Source organism: Gordonia sp. 852002-50816_SCH5313054-c (genome assembly GCF_001665925.1).
GTDB classification, from domain to species: Bacteria; Actinomycetota; Actinomycetes; order Mycobacteriales; family Mycobacteriaceae; genus Gordonia; species Gordonia jacobaea.
In genome coordinates this window covers 469,285-487,466 of the sequence record NZ_LZTE01000034.1, presented here as the reverse complement: position 1 = coordinate 487,466, position 18,182 = coordinate 469,285, and the positions used below count along the sequence as shown (strand labels likewise).

Genomic DNA, 18,182 nt, shown 5'->3' with positions numbered 1-18,182 from the left:
CATGGAAGCAGTTCGCCACAAGGGACGACGAGTAGAGTTACCCGGTGCCCTCAGAGACCGTGTCCCCGACGCCTACACAGGATGTCGGGGACCGTGCGGCACGCAGACGTCTGGTCCGCAACGCGGTCATCGCGTTCATCGCGGTGTGCGCTGTGCTGGTCACGTCGTACCTGGTCCCCGTGCCGACGGTCGCGAGCGTCCGTAGTTGGGGCGAGGACCTCGGACCGGGGTTCGTCTGGGTCTTCTTCCTCGCGTACGCGCTCGTCACCGTATTTCCCATCCCCCGCACCGTGTTCACGGTGTCCGCGGGCGTGCTGTTCGGGCCCGTCGTCGGACTCATCGGCGCACTGATCTCGACAGCGGTTGCCGCGACGCTCGGATTTCTGCTTGCGCGGTGGGCAGGGCGCGATCGGGTCACGCCATTCCTGAGCCGCCCGGTTGTCATGACGATCGACGCGAGGCTTGCTGCACGCGGCTGGCTGGCGATCGGATCGCTGCGATTGATCCCGATCTGTCCGTTCTGGTTGTTGAACTGGTGCGCCGGGCTCTCGTCCGTGCGGCTACTCCCCTACCTGACCGCGTCGGTCATCGCGTCTGCGCCGGGCACCGTCGCGGTGGTCCTGCTCGGTAATGCCCTCACCGGCGAGCGCAATCCTCTGCTCATGCTCTTGAGCGCGACCTTCTTCGCCGTCGGGGTCATCGGACTGATCGTCGACGTCCGACTACCGGTACGCGAGCAGTCGACCACTGCGTAAGCGCGGCCTCACTCGGTTCGCAGCGCCTCATCGTCGGCCGTCGTAGCGGGAGACGCGGTGTCGGCCAAATCGTTCGCGGCAGGTTGGGGCTCGGCGTACGGCAGCGACGACCGCACGGGACGCGCAGTCACCTCGGGGGCGACGGGCTTGCGCGCAACGGCCTCGGCCTCTGCTACCGCCTGCGCGACCTTGGGATCTGATGCGAGAGAGAACCAGTCCTCGGTCTCGGCGTCGTCGACCTCCGGGGCCGATTCGTCGTGGTTGGGCTCGTACCGGAACACGCCGTCATCACCCTGCTGAGCGAACGACCTCGCGAATCCCTGCAGCGCCGAGCCGAAATCGGTGGGGAGCACCCAGACCTTGTTCGCCTCACCCTTGGCCATCTCCGGGATCTGCTGCAGGTACTGGTAGGCGAGAACCTCGGGCGTCGGCTTGCTCGACTTCACCGCGGCAAATGTCTTCTCGATGGCCTTGGCCTCGCCTTGCGCCTGCAGGTAGACCGCCGCGCGATCGCCCTGGGCGCGCAGAATGCGTGACTGCCGGTCGGCCTCCGCGCCGAGAATCGCAGCCTGCTTGGCGCCCTCCGCCGCGAGGATCTGGCTCTGCTTGTTACCTTCGGCCGTCTTGATCGCCGACTCACGCTGGCCCTCGGCGGCGAGGATCGTCGCGCGCTTCTCCCGGTCGGCCTTCATCTGCTTCTCCATCGACTCCTGGATCGACGGAGGCGGCATGATCGACTTCAGTTCGACGCGAGCCACTCGCAAGCCCCACCTGCCGGTCGCCTCGTCGAGGACACCACGCAGCTGCCCGTTGATCGAGTCACGAGAGGTCAGCGTCTCCTCGAGAGTCATGCCACCGACGACGTTGCGCAACGTGGTGATGGTGAGCTGCTCGACACCCGCGATGTAGTCGTCGATCTCGTAAACCGCCGACCGCGGGTTGGTCACCTGGAAGTACACGACCGTGTCGATCGACAGGGTCAGGTTGTCCTCGGTGATCACCGGCTGCGGCGGAAACGACACGACACGTTCACGGATGTCGACCCGTGCGCGAATGCGATCGATGAACGGCAGCAGGAGCGTCAACTGACCGGAGACGGTTCGCGTGTAGCGACCGAGCCGTTCGATCACCGCGGCCTCGGCCTGCGGAATCAGTGCTACCGATTTCGCCAGGACCACCACAACGAGGAGCACCAGCAGGATCACCACGGCCAGGCCGATGTATTCCATTGCCATTCATCCCTTCCAGACGACAGCGGTCGCGCCGTCGATCTGCACGATCGTCACATGTTCACCCGGCTCGATGGTCTCGGCCGGGTCCATCGACCGCGCCGACCAGATCTCGCCGCCGATCTTCACCCGACCGTCATTGCCGTCGATCTGCTCGGTCACGATTCCCTGCTTGCCCTCCAACGCCTCGGTGTTGGTGAGCACGCGCGGTCGACTCAACATGTGGCGCTTGGCAACCGGCCGCACGACGGCGACCAGCAGGATGGACACCACGGCGAAGACGACTCCGTCGACCCATATCGGTGGATCGAACGCGACGTCGACACCCGCGGTGGCAAACGCACCACCTGCGAGCATGAGAAGGACGAGATCGCCACTGAAGATCTCTCCGATCAGCAGCACGATCGCGGCGGCAAGCCAGATCAGTGCGCTCATATATTCATTGTGCCAGAACGAATCCGACAAACCAGACGACGAGCAGAAACTGTGCCGCCTGGTCAGTCGTCGCCGGGCGTGAGCGTCACGAAGTCGATCAGCTCTTCGACCGACCGCAACAGCGGAACCTCGAGATCACGAAAGTCGTTGACTCCGGCCAGAACTCGACGCCAGCCGTCCTGCGGTGTGCCCCATCGAAGTCGTGCACAGATACCGGTCTTCCAGTCCTCACCACGCGGAACATCAGGCCACTTCGTGATCCGCACCGATGACGGCTTCACCGCCTGCCAGACGTCGATATAGGGATGCCCGCACACCAGAACGTTCTCGCCGACGTCCGCGGTCAGTCGCTCCTCCTTGGATCCCGCGACGAGATGATCGACCAGAACGCCGACGCGGCGATGCGGTGCCGGACCGAACTCCGCCAACGCGGATTCGAGATTGTCGAGTCCGTCGAGACTCTCCACGACGACGCCTTCCGCACGGAGGTCGGCGCCCCACACACGCTCGATGAGGGTGGCGTCGTGCACACCCTCGACAAACAATCGACTCGCTCTGGCTTGCCGTGCACGTTGTTGCGGTAGCGCCCGCGATCCGGATGCGGTGCGCGACGCGGCCTGCGGACCGCGGGTCCGCGGACGCACGAGCGTCACCGGCTTCCCGTCGATGAGAAACGCCCCCGGCAGCATCAGGAACACGCGCGATCGTCCGTGACGATCCTCGAGTCGCACCAGGTCGCCGGAGTAGCTCTTCTCCAAGCCGATGACGGCACCACAGAAGCCGGTCGCGGCGTCCTCGACAACCAGGTCACGTTCGGCCGCCACCTCTGGAGGCCTCGGCTTGGCCCGGCGCGGCGTCGCCAGCACGTCTCGTCCATATCGATCGTCGCTCACTCCGGACACGCTAAGGGCAGACCCGACGCGCTGCGTGTCGCCACGCCGGGCACCTCCATGACGTGTCGGTGTCGATGTCGATGCGCGCGTGAGGTCGGTGCGCGCGGCGCGCGTGAGTCGATGCGCGCAGCGCGCGTGAGCCGCCATCGGTATCGTGATTCCTCGTGACCAGTACCGACCACACCGTGACGCGAGCGTGGCCAGCGTGCGCGCTCGGCGGCTGGGCCGCGGCGTGGCTGGCGGGCCGATGCTCACCCGACGACGTGGCCGACACACTCGCGATCTTCGCCGATCACCACGCGGTCGACGACCGCACCGACCACCCGCGCGTCGGCGACGACGGCGTTCTCGGACTCCTCTCGCTCCTACGCGGTGCCACGGCGATGTCGGTGCGTCTGCCGTCAGCAGGCGACCCACACGGTCTGCCCCCCGGACCTGCCACGTCTGCGTGCTTCGCAGCCGGCGAAGTCCTGCTTGTCGACGATGAGATCGGAAAGCGCGCAGGTCCCCTCGCGCTCGTCCCCGACCTCGATGCCGACGTATGCCGGTGGTCTGTGTACCGCTACTCCGCCCCGCTGCCCGCGGACCCATCGGCACCCGTCGGAGAAGTGGAATATCAACTGCGGCAATCGGTCTCGGAGGCAGCGGCCCTGGCGACCCGGGTCGGCTCGCGCGCAGGTAATCCTCCCGCCGACCTGCGCGGCTCCGTCCGCGCGCTCACGCTGCGCAATCAGGTCGACCTCCCGCCCCACGACGACACCCGTGCGAGCAGAGTGATCGATACCGCCGCTCAGATCGAGGCAATCGTGACCGTCGCCGGTCGAGGTGACGTCACCTTCGGCGCGACGTCGAACGAATTGCATTCCGGCGACGGCGAATTACGACGCCTGGTCTCGCTTGCCCGCGCCGCACGCGGCGCCGCGGTCAATCGGGTCATCTCCGAGTACGTACCGACGATCCCGTAAAGCCGTCGTCAGCGTCGGCGTGCCTCGATGAGGTGACGTGTGGAGTGGGCGACGAACGGCCCCTCCCGCTGGATCTGCTCGTGTAGTTCGCGAAGCCGGCCCCGATATCCGTCCACCGTGAATCCGGGGACCCACCACACAATCTTTCTCAGGAGATAGATCACCGCGGCGACGTCGAAGATCTCGATGCGGAGTCGGGCGGTGCGAAGATCGAAGACCTCGAGCACGCGCGTAACCCCACGGTGGGCGTTCCTCGGTTGCGCGTCCGTCCAACCACGAGAAATCCCAACCCGACACGTCGGCGGCCGCGCCGTCGGCCACGAGGTCGGTGAACGACGTCGCGACCGCATCGTCGTCTACCTCCGACCCCGACCCCACTGCTAGGCCCGCTGGGGTCGGCGCACCGGGACGCAGCAGTTCGGGCGGCACGTCGCACCGTTGTCGGCGCACCCGAGTGCCCGCAGGTCACCCCCGCCGTCGGCGTAGCGGTCGATGAGGTCGGCGATCATCGTGATGAAACGCGGATCGGTTCCCACGCTGTCGGCACGCGCGTACTCCATCCCGAGTTTCTCGGCGACTTCCGCGGCCTCGTTGTCGAGGTCCCACACCACCTCGAGGTGATCGGAGATGAATCCGACGGGACTCACCACCACTCTGGAAACGCCTGCCGCAGAGAGTGATTCGAGGTGGTCGCAAATGTCGGGCTCGAGCCACGGGATCTGTGGCGGGCCAGACCTCGACTGCCAGACCTGGTCGACATCGGACTGCGCTGCACCCGCGAGTGCCTCGGCGACGGCGTTCGACGCCGCGCGCACCTGCCGTGAGTAGAGCCGACCGCCACCGGCTGCGATGCCTTCACCATTCGTGGTGTCGCCGGTGCGCTCGGCGGTGTCGTCGACGGGCCCGGACGCCGCGTCGGCCGACATCGGTACGGAGTGCGCGGTGAAGACGAGATGAGTGGGCGTGTCCGAAGCGGGCAGCGAAGCCACCGCGCGACGTACCGCGTCGGCGCCGGCGTCGACGAAAGACGGCTCGGCCCAGTACTGCGGGAGCTTGCGAAGCAGCAACGGGTCGTCAGCCGAAGCGGGGACGCGGGCGGCGAGAGCGTCGAGGGCGCGGGCGATGTCCTCGTGATACTGACGGCATCCCGAGTAACCGCCCCAGGCGGAGGTCGGGAACACGAGCACCCGCCGATGACCGTCGGCGTACATCTGCTCGACGGTGTCCTCAACCATCGGCTCCCAGTTGCGGTTGCCGAAGTAGACCGGAAGGTCGCGTCGCCGTCGCGCGAGTTCGGCACGCAACGACTCGATCATGTCCAGGTTGAGTCGATTGATCGGCGACACCCCACCGAAGTGGTAGTAGTGCTCGGCGACGGCCTCCAGTCGCTCACGCGGGATGCCTCGACCGCGCGTGACGTTCTCGAGGAATGGCATCACCTCGTCGGGCCCGTTGGGTCCGCCGAACGAGAGGAACAGCACGGCGTCGAATGCCGTGCTGTTCTGTGTGCTCGAGCTCTGCGAAGTCACTCGCTGAGGAAGTTCTCCGGGAACCAGGTGTTGTGGCTGGCTCCGCCGTCGACGTACACGATCGAGCCCGTTGTGCCGGGCAGCCAATCGCTGAGCAGGGTGCACACACTCTTACCGACCACTACCGGATCGTTGACGTCCCAACCGATGGGCGACGCGCCGTCCCAGTAGGTGTTGAGCATGGTGAGCTTCTTGGCGTCGTCGGTGGCTGTACCCGAAATCGCCTTGGCTGCAAGCGTTTTGATAGGGCCGGCGGCGACGAGGTTGGAACGGATCTTCTTCGCGTAGCCGACCTCGCGTGCCACGTAGCGGTTGACCGACTCGAGGGCGGCCTTCGCAACGCCCATCCAGTTGTAGTCCGGCAGCGCGGTCCGCGGGTCGAAGTCCATGCCGACGATCGAACCGCCCTCGTTCATCACGGGCAGCGCCGCGCGAGCCAGCGAGGCGTAGCTCCACGCCGAGATCTCGAACGACTTCGCGACGTCGGGACCAGGACCGTCGAGGAAGGGCACGGCGTCGGGACCCATCAGCGTCTTCGGTGCGAACGCGATCGAGTGGACGAGGCCGTCGACCCCCTCGGGTGCGAGTTCGCGCACCTTGTCGGCGAGCTCGCCGAGGCTCTGTTCGTCGGTGACATCGAGCGGAATAGCGGGCGGCACCTCCTGCGGGAGGCGCTTGGCGATGCGGTCGATCAGTCGCAGTCGCTCGGGGATGCCGGTGATGATCACCTTCGCGCCCTGCTCCTGCGCGACCTTGGCCGTGCTGAACGCGATTGACGCGTCGGTGATGATGCCGGTGATGAGGACGGTCTTTCCGTCCAGGATTCCGCTCACAGTGCTGGGCTCCTCTGCGGGTAGGCGTGTCTGTGGATGGTGTCTGTGCGTGTGAGGCTGGGGGGTGTGCGGCTGAGGGGGTCTAGTGGCCCATGCCAAGGCCGCCGTCGACGTTGATCACGTTGCCGGTGACGTAGGCCGAGTCGTCGGACGCGAGGAAGCTGACCACTGCGGCCACTTCTTCCGGCTGCCCCATGCGCTTGGCCGGGATCGCCTGGTCGACGGCCGTCTTGGTGTACTCCTCGGGCAGCGACCGGGTCATGTCGGTGTCGATGAGGCCGGGTGCGACGACATTCGCGGTGATGTTGCGTCCGCCGAGCTCGCGGGTGACCGAGCGGGCGAGGCCAACCAATCCGGCCTTCGACGCCGCGTAGTTGGCCTGCCCCGGGGTGCCCATCAGCGCGACGACCGAACCGAGGTAGATGAACCGACCCCACCGCTTGCGCAGCATGTCGCGTGTCGCGGCCTTGGTGACACGGAATGCGCCCGTCAGGTTGGCGTCGACGACGTCTTCGAAGCTTTCGACGCTCATCCGCATCAGAAGGGTGTCTGCGGTGATACCCGCGTTCGACACGACCACCTCGACCGGCCCCTGGTGCTCGGCGACCTCTTTGAACGCGGCGTCGACGGATGCGGTGTCGGTGACATCGCACGTCACGCCGAACAGGCCCTCGGGGGCGCCGGAGCCGCGGTGGGTGACGGCGACCTTGTGACCGTCCGCGGAGAGCCGGCGAGCGACCGCGAGACCGATGCCGCGGTTGCCTCCGGTCACGAGAACCGAACGCGAGACACGGCTGGGAGATTCATTGCTCTGCGACATGGGTTACAAACCTATCGGTTGCGAGTGCGTGTGACGTCGGCAGGGTCGATGCGGTGATGATCGCCGACGATCAGGGTAATCGCTGGTTGATGAGCATCGCACCGCCCGCGGCGAGGATGACGAAAATCGTGCCGGCGAGCAGCCATGGCCACGAATCGTCGCCCTTGCGGTACTCGTAGCCGATCTCCTCCTGCAGGGTGCTGTAGACCTTGTTCAGCTCATCGAGACTCGACGCCGTGAAGAACCGGCCGCCGCTGAGGTTGGCGATCTTGCGCAGCGACTCGTCGTCGACCGGAACCGGAACCTGATCGCCCTCGAGATCGACGGTTCCTGTCGAGGTACCGAACGAGATCGTGGACACCGGGATCTTCTCCTCTTTCGCCTTGTGGGCGGCGGTGAAGGCTCCGCGCGGGTCGTCCGGGTCGTCTGGCACGGTCTCTTTACCGTCGGAGAGCAGCACGATGCGCGCGGGTGGTGCGCCCTCGTCTCCGCCGAGCACCGCGTTGAGCGTCTGGATCTGCTGCAGAGCGGCGAAGATTCCCTCACCGGTCGCCGTCTTGTCGGCGAGCTGCAACTTGTCGACCGCCTGCTTGGTGGCGTCGTGGTTGGGCGTCGGGGTGACCAACGTCGACGCCGTACCGGCGAACGAGATCAGTCCGAGGTTGATGCCGTCGGTGAGGTTGTCGGCGAACTGTTTCGCCGCCGACTGTGCCGCCTTGATTCTCGACGGTGCGACGTCGGTGGCGTTCATCGAGCGCGACACGTCCATCACCAGGATCACCGTCGCCTTGTTCCGCGGGATCTTGCGGTTGGCCTGGGGTCCGGCGACTGCGACCACGAGCAGCACCAACGCCAAGAGCAGCGCGACCATGGGTGCGTGGCGCAGCCAACGCTTCCACCGCGGCTCTGCGGGCACTATGCGGTCGAGCATCTCGGTGTTGGCGAACTGCAATGCCCGCTGGCGCCGCATCCGGAGCATGTACCAATAGCCTGCGCCGAGAGCGGCGACGAGGACGAGCGCGAGCAACCACCATGGGTGCGAGAACACTGTCGTCCTCACCCAACCCCGGCGGCGAGTCCGCGGCGACGACGCCCCACGAACTTCACCATGTCGTTGATCCAGTCCCGGTCGGTGCGCAGCGACAACACGGGCCCGCCACAGCCACGGATGGTCCGATGCACCTTCTGCTGGTGGGCTCTGGCTGCGTCGGCGAAGTCGCGACGCAACGACTCGGTGATCGTGACCTGCCTGATCTCACCCGACTCGGCGTCGGCGAGTGTGACGTCGCCGATGGGTGGCAATTCCAGATCGCGTGGATCGAGAACCTCGATCGCCAGGAGTTCGTGATGGGCGCCGATCGCGCGCAGCGAGCGCTCCCAGTCGATCGGACCCAGGAAGTCGCTGATCACGACCGCCAGTCCGCGACGCCGCTGCGGTCGGCGCAGCGCTTCGAGTCCTGCCTTGAGATCGCCCCGCACGCCGGGTTCCGCGCGACGGGTGGTGGCGATCGTCTTCAGCAGACTCAGGTCGTGGGCACGCCCGGCGTGGGCGGGTACGCGGACGACCTTGTCACCGGTGCACACCACCGCGCCGTGGCGATTGCCACCACCGGAGGTGAGATGCACGATGGCTGACGACGCGGCCACCGCGAGCTCGCGTTTGGTGTGGGCGACGGTGCCGAAGTCGAGGCTCGCTGACGCGTCGACGACGAGCCAGGTCTCGAGCTCGCGGTCGGCGATCATCTGTCGGACATGGGGTTGGGTCGTACGGGCAGTGACCGACCACTCCATCCGGCGGATATCGTCGCCGGGCTGGTACGGCCGTGCCTCTCCCGGTTCGGAACCCGGTCCCGGAATCAGTCCCTGGTGTTCGCCCTGCAGCACGCCGTCGAGCTTGCGGCGCACCGTCAGTTCGAGTGACTTCAGCGCTGCCGAGAGCTGCGGTTCGTCGAGCAGGCCTGATTCGAGCGACGGCAGTGTGCTGTTAGCCGCCATACCGCGCTGACGTCTGGTTGGCCGGCCCCGCCGGGTAGCGGCCCTGCGCCCCGTTCACCGGCTGTACCTGTTGCGGCTGCTGCGGGTTCTGACCGGGTGCGCCGTTCACGCCCGGGGCCTGTGGTCCGACGCCGGGCTGACCCGGCATCGCCTGCATAGGCGGCGACTGCTGCTGCACGGGCTGTGTACCCACCTGCGGCAATCCGATGGTCTGCAGGATGCGGTTGATGATCTGGTCGGCTGTGACCTCGTCGGCGAGAGCGTCGTAGCTCAGCACCAGACGGTGACGCAGGACGTCGGGGATGAGCTCGACGATGTCGGCGGGGATCACGTAATCACGGCCGCGGACCAGTGCCAGCGCGCGGGCAGCGGCAACGATGCCGAGCGTCGCGCGCGGTGAGGCGCCGTAGGACAACCAGGAATCGACGTCGTGCAGACCGAGTTCGGCGGGACGTCGGGTCGCGTTGATGACACGGACGACGTAGTCGACCAAAGCATGGTGGACGAACACATTGGCCGCGGTCTCCTGCAGCCGGATCGTCGTCTCCGGATCGAGGATCTGCGCCGCGCTCGGTGGCACATTGCCCATCCGGTAGACGATCTCGCGCTCTTCCTCGACCGACGGGTAGTCGACGAGGATCTTGAACAGGAAGCGGTCGCGCTGCGCCTCGGGTAGCGGGTAGACACCCTCGTTCTCGATGGGGTTCTGCGTCGCCATGACGAGGAACGGGCTCGGCATCGGATAGGTGGTGCCGCCGATCGAGACGTGCCGCTCGGCCATTACCTCGAGAAGAGCCGACTGCACCTTCGCCGGTGCGCGGTTGATTTCGTCGGCGAGGAGGAAGTTCGCGACAACCGGGCCCAGCTCGGTGTCGAACTCCTCACGGCCCTGGCGGTAGATGCGCGTTCCGAGCAGGTCGGTTGGCACGAGGTCTGGCGTGAACTGAACGCGGGAGAAGCTGCCGCCGATGACCTTGGCGAACGTCTCGACCGCGAGCGTCTTGGCCACACCGGGGACACCCTCGAGGAGGATGTGCCCGCGAGCGAGCAGTCCGACGAGGATGCGCTCGACGAGCTGATCCTGGCCGACGATCACACGCTTGACCTCATAGATCGCACGTTCCACGAGCTTCACGTCGTCGTCGCTGAGCGTCACCGCTCCCCCGCCCGAGTTCGACGCGGCGTGCGCCTGCTCAGTGTTCGGATGCGAAGAGGTCAACCCCTACTCCTAAGGTTCGTCCGGATCCCGGCGCAGCCGCGTTGTGCCTTCGCAGAATCGGTTGCCGACATGATTGCAAGCCAGCCTAGCCGTGCGTCCTGAAAACGCACCAAGAAGGTCGTTCGGATGGCGCGGCATCACGGCATCCGGCTCGGTGCGGAATCAGAGCAGGCGCACCACGTTGGGCATCGCGCCCGCCGTCCGCAGCGGCGACACCTTGACGACGTCGCCCGACTGCCGCGCCTCGACCATCTTGTTGTCGCCGAGGTAGAGCGCGACATGCTCACTCGCATTGGGTCCGTAGAAGATCATGTCGCCACGCTGCATCTGCGCCAGCGGCACCTGGGGACCCGATGTGTACTGGTAGCCCGTGTAGTGCGGAAGCTGGATACCGACGCCGCCGAACGCGTACATCATGAGACCCGAGCAATCGAAGCCGACCTTGTTGTAGTCGCCGTAGCTGTCGGCAACACCACCGTCGCGGATACCGAGGGTGGGACCGTTGGCGTCACCACCACCCCACGCGTAGGGCACGTTGAGCTGCGAGAGCGCGCGGTTCACCACGATCTCGACGGCCTGAGGGCCACGCAGACCAGGACGCACCGGCCCACCGCCACCCGAGGAGCTGCCGAACAGCGTGCCGAGACTGCCGGAACCGAGCCTGCTGGCGATGCTGTCAGCACCGGAGGAGCCCAGCGACGCACCCCCGAGGCCGAGTTCGTCGAGGAGTTCCGAGTGCGGGATCTGCGCCTGGCCGACCATTGCCGCGAGCGCCTTCTGGCCAAGGTCTCCCGCGAGACGAGCGGCGGCCTCCGCGGCCACCTGAAGCGCTTGGTTGTCACTCGTCCCTTCGACCTGAGTCGCGCCGGGCGCGCTCGGACGAGGTCCCGGGAGTCCTGGGATTCCGGGGAAGAGTCCCGACAACAGGTCGGTCGGCGCGGGAGCGTCGACCTTCTTGGGTGTTGTGACCGTGCCGCGTAGCTTGTCGAGTTTCTGCTGGACCGAGTCACGTTGAGTCACGAGCGAATTGCGACGCTGCTGTTCGTTGACCATTGCCGACCGGGCTTCGCGTACGGCGGCAAGGGCGTCGTTCTTGCGCTGCTCCGCGCCCGAGGTGGCAAGCGCCGCCTGCCGTTTGAGAGCTTCGAGCGCCGACACCCTGTTGGCTTGTTGGTTGCGGGCCACCTGCAGGCGACGGATTGTGTCCTGCTGGTTCCGGGCGAGCCGGTCGAGCGTCGACATCCGCTCGAGCACCCTGTCGGGATTGTCGGAGGACACGTATTTGGTCATCGAACTCGACGTGGTGCCATTCCGATAGACATCACGGATCAGTGCATCGAACGATTTCTGGGCGTCTTTGGCAGCACGGTTGGCTTTGGTGAGAGAGTTCTCGGCGCCGGATGCCGCCTGGGTGGCCAGCTGCTGCGCCGCGATCGAGTTCTGATAATCGGCAAGCGACCTGTTGGCGTTCTCCTGGCGAACGGCGACCGCTCCGTCGAGATCCTTGATGTTCTGATTTGCCGTCGCGATCTGATTGATCAACGTCGACACCGCGCTCGTCGGCTTTTTCGGCGCCGTAGCGCCGGGAGCGGCCAATGCCTGGCCCGCACCCATTCCGCTGAGTATCGCGACCGCAAGTACGGCCCCTAGACGTGCGAATCGCGGCCTACCCCGCCCCGGGGTACCACGAGCCACACCGGTGGTCACTCGCCTCACGTGAAACTCCTCGCCCTCGCCGGCGATGTCATGCCTCGAGTCGCACCGTCTCGAGTCGCACGCATCTCCATGTCCGAACACAGGGTGCACGTCTTCCCCAACCAACCAACGTGCATCACCTACCACATGTGGTGCATTGGATACTAACAGCAACACAAGCGACATGAGAACCGTACGTCACATCGGACACACGAGAAAACCGCTGCAACGAATTACATAGGGGTGATTACCTGGGAAAATGCCGTGAACAGCCCAAAGGGTGACATGACTTGCCAGGTATCGAATTGGCAACAGAGCGTCGAACGACGACGAGACCCGGTTGTGCCGTACGACCCGGGTCCGAGCTTCGCGAGGTTGGTTGGTGCAGCCGGTCTCAGCGAGCGGACGACTCAGTAGCCGACACCACGTCGTCACCCGACGTCGACTCGGCTGATCGCGGCGGTTGTGCAGCCGGTTGCGCGACCTCACCGCGGCGCCGACGCGCACGTACGGTCCGCACACGGGCGAGCACGGCACCGATGATCGTCACGACCACCAGGAGAAGCGTCACGAGCGTCCAGTCGATCTGCGGCGACGTCAGTTCGTCGTACATCTGCGTGGCGGCGACGGACGGATTCTGCAGCGTCAGGTCGTCCATGGCCTGCTCCTGCACCACGCGACTGAAATCGGCCGACGAGCTACCGACCGAGTTCGGGCCGATGACCAGTACGGTCCCACCGACCTCGGACTGCAACTGGGTGGCGATGTCGCGGTAGTAGGTGAAGTTCGGCTGCGGCACGGTCAGAACGACCACGTTGAGGTCGTGCCCGTCAGACTCGGCGCGGGCCACGAGGGCGCGAAGCGCTGGTTCCTGATCGGCGGGTGCGGCGACGTGGTCGGCAAGCAGCTCTTGCCGCAGGGCCGTCATGTCGACATTCGCAGGAATGATCGCGGGGTAGCCCTGTGGACCTGGACTCATCGGCTGTACCCAACTTTCTGTTCTGCTCGAAACTGCGTGCACCTACCGCATGCTCCGAACCACATGCGTGCTGCCACGACAATCCTGCCCAATGGGTCGTCACGGCCGGGGACCCACCCCCGCGTGTCACCGGGGAAGGTTTCGCAGCCATTAAATGTCGCCGACGCGCACACGACCGCGTGACCCTCGCCTCGTGCCATGCGACAGAATGGAGGATGCTGTAGGTAGGCGGTAAACGGGCGTGTCGCGTGTTGTAAACAGTACAGCCGTACTGTTAGGATGACACGGTGACCACGGCGGCCCCGTGGCCGCCCCGCGAGGGCAGGGAGGCATCGGTACCACCCACCGGCGCCACCGACAGCACTCGAACACCCGGCGCAGCCCGTCGGGTCACGGTCGGAGTCGACGAGCGGCGTTCGTCGACGAGCCGGCCAAGCAGTCCACGTGCGCACACGTGAGACGTCGAACGACGCCGACGCAGCCCGTCGGCACGAGGAGAGTGGATTAAGTCGTGAGTATCAATTCCTTTGGCGCCCAAGGCACCCTCGAGGTGGGCGACAAGTCGTATGAGATCTACCGGCTGAGCGCTGTCAAGGGAACCGAGAAGCTCCCTTACGCACTCAAGGTCCTCGCCGAGAACCTGCTTCGCACCGAAGACGGCGCGAACGTCACCAAGGACCACATCGAAGCGATCGCCAACTGGGATCCCTCGGCCGAGCCGAGCATCGAGATCCAGTTCACCCCGGCTCGCGTCATCATGCAGGACTTCACCGGCGTTCCCTGTGTGGTCGACCTGACCACCATGCGCGACGCGGTCAAGGAACTCGGCGGCGATCCCGACAAGGTCAACCCGCTCGCACCCGCCGAGATGGTCATCGACCACTCCGTCATCATCGAGGCCTTCGGCAACGCGCAGGCATTCGAGCGCAACGTCGAGATCGAGTACCAGCGCAACGAAGAGCGCTACAAGTTCCTCCGCTGGGGCCAGGGCGCATTCGACGACTTCCGCGTCGTGCCGCCGGGCACCGGCATCGTGCACCAGGTCAACATCGAGCACCTCGCCCGCTCGGTCATGGTTCGCCCCAACTCCGAGGGCACCGAGGTCGCCTACCCCGACACCTGCATCGGCACCGACTCACACACCACGATGCAGAACGGTCTCGGCGTGCTCGGCTGGGGCGTCGGCGGTATCGAGGCCGAGGCCGCGATGCTCGGCCAGCCGGTTTCGATGCTCATCCCGCGCGTCGTCGGCTTCAAGCTGACCGGTGCGGCCAAGCCGGGCGTCACCGCGACCGACGTCGTGCTGACCATCACGGAGATGCTGCGCAAGCACGGCGTGGTCGGCAAGTTCGTCGAGTTCTACGGCAACGGTGTCGCCGAGGTCCCGCTGGCCAACCGCGCCACGATCGGCAACATGAGCCCCGAGTTCGGCTCCACCTGCGCGATCTTCCCGATCGACGGCGAGACCATCAACTACCTGAAGCTCACCGGCCGCAGCGCGGAGACCCTGGCCCTCGTCGAGGCATACGCCAAGGAACAGGGCATGTGGCTGGAGAAGGACGCCACCGAGCCGCAGTACTCCGAGTACATCGAGCTCGACCTGTCGACGGTCGTCCCGTCGATCGCAGGCCCGAAGCGCCCGCAGGACCGCATCGAGCTCTGGGATGCCAAGAACGCATTCCGCAAGGACATCCACAACTACGTCGAAGAGGGCAACACGCCCGCCTACAACGGTGTCGACGAGTCGAACGCGGAGAGCTTCCCCGCCTCGGACTCCCCCGCCATCGATCCCAATGGCGCAAAGCTCTCGTTCGCCGATGACGGCTACGAACCCGCCCACAACGCCAGCAAGGGTGCTGAGGGTCGGCCGTCGAAGCCCGTCAAGGTGTCGTCGACCGAGCGTGGCGACATGATCCTCGACCACGGCATCGTGACGATCGCGTCGATCACGAGCTGCACCAACACGTCGAACCCGTCGGTCATGCTCGGCGCCGGCCTGCTCGCCAAGAAGGCCGTCGACAAGGGCCTGACCTCCAAGCCGTGGGTCAAGACCTCGATGGCCCCCGGATCGCAGGTCGTGACCGGCTACTACGACAAGGCGGGCCTGTGGCCGTACCTGGAGAAGCTCGGCTTCTACCTCGTCGGCTACGGCTGCACCACCTGTATCGGTAACTCGGGCCCGCTGCCCGAGGAGATCTCGAAGGCGATCAACGACAACGACCTGACCGCGACCGCGGTGCTCTCGGGTAACCGTAACTTCGAGGGTCGTATCAACCCCGACGTGAAGATGAACTACCTCGCGTCACCCCCGTTGGTCATCGCCTACGCACTCGCGGGCACGATGGACTTCGACTTCGAGTCCGATCCTCTCGGCCAGGACGAGAACGGCAACGACGTCTTCCTCAAGGACATCTGGCCGACCAACGAGGAGATCGCGCAGACCATCTCGAACTCGATCAGCCCCGAGCAGTACGCCGAGGACTACGCCGACGTCTTCAAGGGCGACGAGCGCTGGCAGAGCCTGCCGACCCCCGAGGGCAAGACCTTCGACTGGGACGACGAGTCGACCTACGTGCGGAAGCCTCCGTACTTCGACGGCATGAAGCTCGAAGCCGATCCGGTCTCCGACATCAAGGGCGCCCGCGTCCTCGCCAAGCTCGGCGACTCGGTGACCACCGACCACATCTCCCCCGCCTCGACGATCAAGCCCGGCACGCCCGCCGCGCAGTACCTCGACGCGCACGGTGTGGCTCGCAAGGACTACAACTCGCTGGGTGCCCGCCGCGGTAACCACGAGGTGATGATCCGGTCGACCTTCGGCAACATCCGCCTGGCCAACCAGCTCGTCGACGTCACCGGTGGCTACACCCGCGACTTCACGCAGGAAGGCGCTCCGCAGTCGTTCATCTACGACGCCGCGCAGAACTACGCGAAGGAGGGCACCCCGCTGGTCGTGCTCGGCGGCAAGGAGTACGGCACCGGTAGCTCGCGTGACTGGGCCGCCAAGGGCACCAGCCTGCTGGGCGTCAAGGCCGTCATCACCGAGAGCTTCGAGCGCATCCACCGCTCGAACCTCATCGGCATGGGCGTGATCCCGCTGCAGTTCCCCGAGGGCGAGTCGCACAAGTCGCTGGGCCTCGACGGCACGGAGACCTTCGACATCACCGGCATCGAGGAGCTCAACAACGGCACCACGCCGAAGACGGTGCACGTCACCGCCACCAAGGAAGACGGCTCGAAGGTCGAGTTCGACGCCAAGGTGCGCATCGACACACCCGGTGAAGCCGACTACTACCGCAACGGTGGCATCCTGCAGTACGTGCTCCGCAACATGATCAAGAGCTGACAGGGCGATAGCAGTGCCCAAGGTCAGTGATGACCGCCTTGCCGCGCGTCGTCGGGAAATTCTCGACGGCGCGCGGCATTGCTTCGCCGAGTACGGCTACGACGGAGCGACGGTCAAACGCATCGAGGAGTCGACAGGACTCTCTCGCGGTGCGATCTTTCATCATTTCCGCGACAAGGAGGCACTCTTCCTCGCGCTCGCGCGGGAAGACGCCGAACGCATGGCCGACGTCGCGGCAGAGCAGGGCCTTGTTCAGGTCATGCGCGACATGCTCGCGCGCCCACAGGATTTCGATTGGTTGGGCACGCGGCTGGAAATCGCCCGCAAGCTCCGCACCGACCCGACGTTCCGGTCGGCATGGCTGGAACGCTCAGCCGAGTTGGAGAAGGCGACTCTCGACCGCCTCGAACGCGGCCGTGAGACCGGCCGACTGCGTGACGATGTCCCCACCGACGTTCTGCTCGACTACCTCGACCTCGTCCTCGACGGGCTGATCACCCGATTGGCGTCGGGACGTCCTACCGACGACCTGGCGGCAGTTCTCGACCTCGTGGAGGCATCCGTGCGCTCGCGCGCCACTGCGGAGTCATGAGATCCCTTGCCGTGCAAGGAAGTCTGCGGATCTCTGGGCAACGAGTTCCCAATTGTCGTCGATCACCAGTGAGTGACCGGCGCCGGGAATCTCGACGAGTTCGGTCGCTGACGGATTAGTGCGTTGCTTCGCGAACGCCGCTCGAGTCATCACGCCTGGCGCAATATGGTCCTTCTCGCCGGTGATCAGGAGCATCGGGCCTCGCTCGGGATTGCGCTTGTCCACCTTTGTCTTGGCCCACGGGTTGAAGTTGGCTGTCGCGGCTTGGAACAGCGGGCGCCCGGGCCCCGGCGTGTGCTGTGCGTCGTACAATTCCCGTGCCTGAGTCTCGTCGACCGCATTGGCGAATCCGTAGCGAAACTGATCGAAGGTCAACGTGACGGTCCGTCCGAAGGTGAACGGGTTGCCCAGCACCGGCAACGCGGACTTGATGGTTGAGACCGGCAGCGGGAGCACGCCCTGGCTCGGCGCGGGGTCGATCGACACGGTTGCGGCTGCCACTCCGCGCCCCGCGACCATCTGCACCACGAGCCCGCCGAAGCTGTGCCCGATCAGCACAGGCTCGACGTCGAGTTGCGCGACGACCGCTGCCACGTGGTCGGCGACGTCGGCGATCGACGTGCCGTCAAGCGACTCGGGGTGGGCGTGGGCGAGTGAGGTTGTCGGCTGGTCGCCCGGCCAGTCCACCGCGACGGTGGCGAAACCCTTGGCATCGAAGAAGTCTCGCCACGGATTCCAACTTTCGGCCAAGAGCCACAACCCGTGTACGAAAACCACGGGCCGTTTGCCCGACGCATTGGCTGCCGCTATCTCGTCGGACTCTCGGACACTGATCGATGACGATGTCATGGGGCCATCCCTAGATAGAACGAACGTTCTGTTCATTGTTTGGGTGCG

At 65.8% G+C, this 18,182-nt stretch carries 16 protein-coding genes and 1 pseudogene; 4 read left to right on the top strand and 13 right to left on the bottom strand.

The genetic code is table 11. From position 1 onward, the window contains the following. Positions 1 to 44 precede the first annotated feature (44 nt). Positions 45 to 755, top strand: a complete 711-nt coding sequence (locus tag A5788_RS08320) for a TVP38/TMEM64 family protein (RefSeq protein WP_064870758.1) — start codon at positions 45 to 47, stop codon at positions 753 to 755. A gap of 8 nt (positions 756 to 763) precedes the next feature. Here A5788_RS08320 and A5788_RS08315 read toward each other — a convergent pair whose 3' ends face one another. From A5788_RS08315 to A5788_RS08305, 3 genes are all read right to left on the bottom strand, one after another. Further along, positions 764 to 1,990 carry an SPFH domain-containing protein gene (locus tag A5788_RS08315; RefSeq protein WP_064870759.1) on the bottom strand — a complete coding sequence of 409 codons (1,227 nt, stop codon included), beginning with the start codon at positions 1,988 to 1,990 and terminating at the stop codon, positions 764 to 766. Beyond that, positions 1,991 to 2,419 carry an NfeD family protein gene (locus tag A5788_RS08310; protein WP_049697330.1) on the bottom strand — a complete coding sequence of 143 codons (429 nt, stop codon included), beginning with the start codon at positions 2,417 to 2,419 and terminating at the stop codon, positions 1,991 to 1,993. It lies immediately after the preceding gene. Positions 2,420 to 2,481: 62 nt separating this feature from the next. After that, positions 2,482 to 3,312 (bottom strand): DUF3097 domain-containing protein, encoded by an 831-nt coding sequence (locus A5788_RS08305; protein ID WP_442902909.1) that lies wholly within the window; start codon positions 3,310 to 3,312, stop codon positions 2,482 to 2,484. 164 nt (positions 3,313 to 3,476) lie between these two features. Here A5788_RS08305 and A5788_RS08300 point away from each other — a divergent pair, with 164 nt between their 5' ends. Continuing rightward, the gene (locus A5788_RS08300; protein WP_064870760.1) at positions 3,477 to 4,277 is read left to right on the top strand and encodes a hypothetical protein; all 801 of its coding nucleotides are present in this window, start codon (positions 3,477 to 3,479) and stop codon (positions 4,275 to 4,277) included. Positions 4,278 to 4,285: 8 nt separating this feature from the next. Here A5788_RS08300 and A5788_RS24555 read toward each other — a convergent pair. The 9 genes and pseudogenes from A5788_RS24555 to A5788_RS08255 form a co-directional block, all read right to left on the bottom strand. Next, positions 4,286 to 4,501, bottom strand: a pseudogene (locus A5788_RS24555) (SAM-dependent methyltransferase); the annotation flags it as partial. Between the two features lie 156 nt (positions 4,502 to 4,657). Continuing rightward, positions 4,658 to 5,806, bottom strand: a complete 1,149-nt coding sequence (locus A5788_RS08290; protein WP_064870762.1) for a ferrochelatase — start codon at positions 5,804 to 5,806, stop codon at positions 4,658 to 4,660. Next, positions 5,803 to 6,639: an NADH-dependent enoyl-ACP reductase InhA gene (inhA, locus tag A5788_RS08285; protein WP_005202835.1), complete on the bottom strand. Its 837-nt coding sequence runs from the start codon at positions 6,637 to 6,639 to the stop codon at positions 5,803 to 5,805. Before inhA ends, A5788_RS08290 begins: the two co-directional genes overlap by 4 nt. Before the next feature lie 82 nt (positions 6,640 to 6,721). After that, the gene (gene fabG1 / locus A5788_RS08280; RefSeq protein WP_064870763.1) at positions 6,722 to 7,459 is read right to left on the bottom strand and encodes a 3-oxoacyl-ACP reductase FabG1; all 738 of its coding nucleotides are present in this window, start codon (positions 7,457 to 7,459) and stop codon (positions 6,722 to 6,724) included. A 70-nt stretch (positions 7,460 to 7,529) separates the two neighbouring features. Then, a complete protein-coding gene (locus tag A5788_RS08275) occupies positions 7,530 to 8,507 on the bottom strand; it encodes a VWA domain-containing protein (protein WP_064870852.1) in 978 nt (325 codons plus the stop codon). 8 nt (positions 8,508 to 8,515) lie between these two features. Then, on the bottom strand, positions 8,516 to 9,454 hold the full coding sequence (locus A5788_RS08270; protein ID WP_064870764.1) for a DUF58 domain-containing protein: 939 nt from the start codon (positions 9,452 to 9,454) through the stop codon (positions 8,516 to 8,518). After that, entirely contained in the window at positions 9,444 to 10,673 is a 1,230-nt protein-coding gene (locus A5788_RS08265; RefSeq protein ID WP_064870765.1) for an AAA family ATPase, read from the bottom strand. The genes A5788_RS08270 and A5788_RS08265 overlap by 11 nt, the downstream gene beginning before the upstream one ends. A 162-nt stretch (positions 10,674 to 10,835) precedes the next feature. Beyond that, positions 10,836 to 12,368 (bottom strand): NlpC/P60 family protein, encoded by a 1,533-nt coding sequence (locus tag A5788_RS08260; RefSeq protein ID WP_064870853.1) that lies wholly within the window; start codon positions 12,366 to 12,368, stop codon positions 10,836 to 10,838. A gap of 394 nt (positions 12,369 to 12,762) precedes the next feature. Then, the gene (locus A5788_RS08255) at positions 12,763 to 13,347 is read right to left on the bottom strand and encodes an Rv1476 family membrane protein (protein WP_064870766.1); all 585 of its coding nucleotides are present in this window, start codon (positions 13,345 to 13,347) and stop codon (positions 12,763 to 12,765) included. 511 nt (positions 13,348 to 13,858) lie between these two features. On the opposite strand from A5788_RS08255, the gene A5788_RS08245 reads away from it, so the two are divergent. After that, on the top strand, positions 13,859 to 16,693 hold the full coding sequence (locus A5788_RS08245) for an aconitate hydratase (RefSeq protein WP_064870767.1): 2,835 nt from the start codon (positions 13,859 to 13,861) through the stop codon (positions 16,691 to 16,693). Positions 16,694 to 16,706: 13 nt separating this feature from the next. Beyond that, on the top strand, positions 16,707 to 17,285 hold the full coding sequence (locus A5788_RS08240; protein WP_064870768.1) for a TetR/AcrR family transcriptional regulator: 579 nt from the start codon (positions 16,707 to 16,709) through the stop codon (positions 17,283 to 17,285). Here A5788_RS08240 and A5788_RS08235 read toward each other — a convergent pair. Continuing rightward, a complete protein-coding gene (locus tag A5788_RS08235; protein ID WP_064870769.1) occupies positions 17,280 to 18,134 on the bottom strand; it encodes an alpha/beta hydrolase in 855 nt (284 codons plus the stop codon). The genes A5788_RS08240 and A5788_RS08235 overlap by 6 nt on opposite strands. Between the last annotated feature and the right edge of the window lie 48 nt (positions 18,135 to 18,182).

Coding starts and splice junctions, on each gene's coding strand:
- A5788_RS08315 (WP_064870759.1), bottom strand. CDS start 1,990: ATGGCAATGGAATACATCGGCCTGGCCGTGGTGATCCTGCTGGTGCTC.
- A5788_RS08310 (WP_049697330.1), bottom strand. CDS start 2,419: ATGAGCGCACTGATCTGGCTTGCCGCCGCGATCGTGCTGCTGATCGGA.
- fabG1 (WP_064870763.1), bottom strand. CDS start 7,459: ATGTCGCAGAGCAATGAATCTCCCAGCCGTGTCTCGCGTTCGGTTCTC.
- A5788_RS08270 (WP_064870764.1), bottom strand. CDS start 9,454: ATGGCGGCTAACAGCACACTGCCGTCGCTCGAATCAGGCCTGCTCGAC.
- A5788_RS08255 (WP_064870766.1), bottom strand. CDS start 13,347: ATGAGTCCAGGTCCACAGGGCTACCCCGCGATCATTCCTGCGAATGTC.
- A5788_RS08235 (WP_064870769.1), bottom strand. CDS start 18,134: ATGACATCGTCATCGATCAGTGTCCGAGAGTCCGACGAGATAGCGGCA.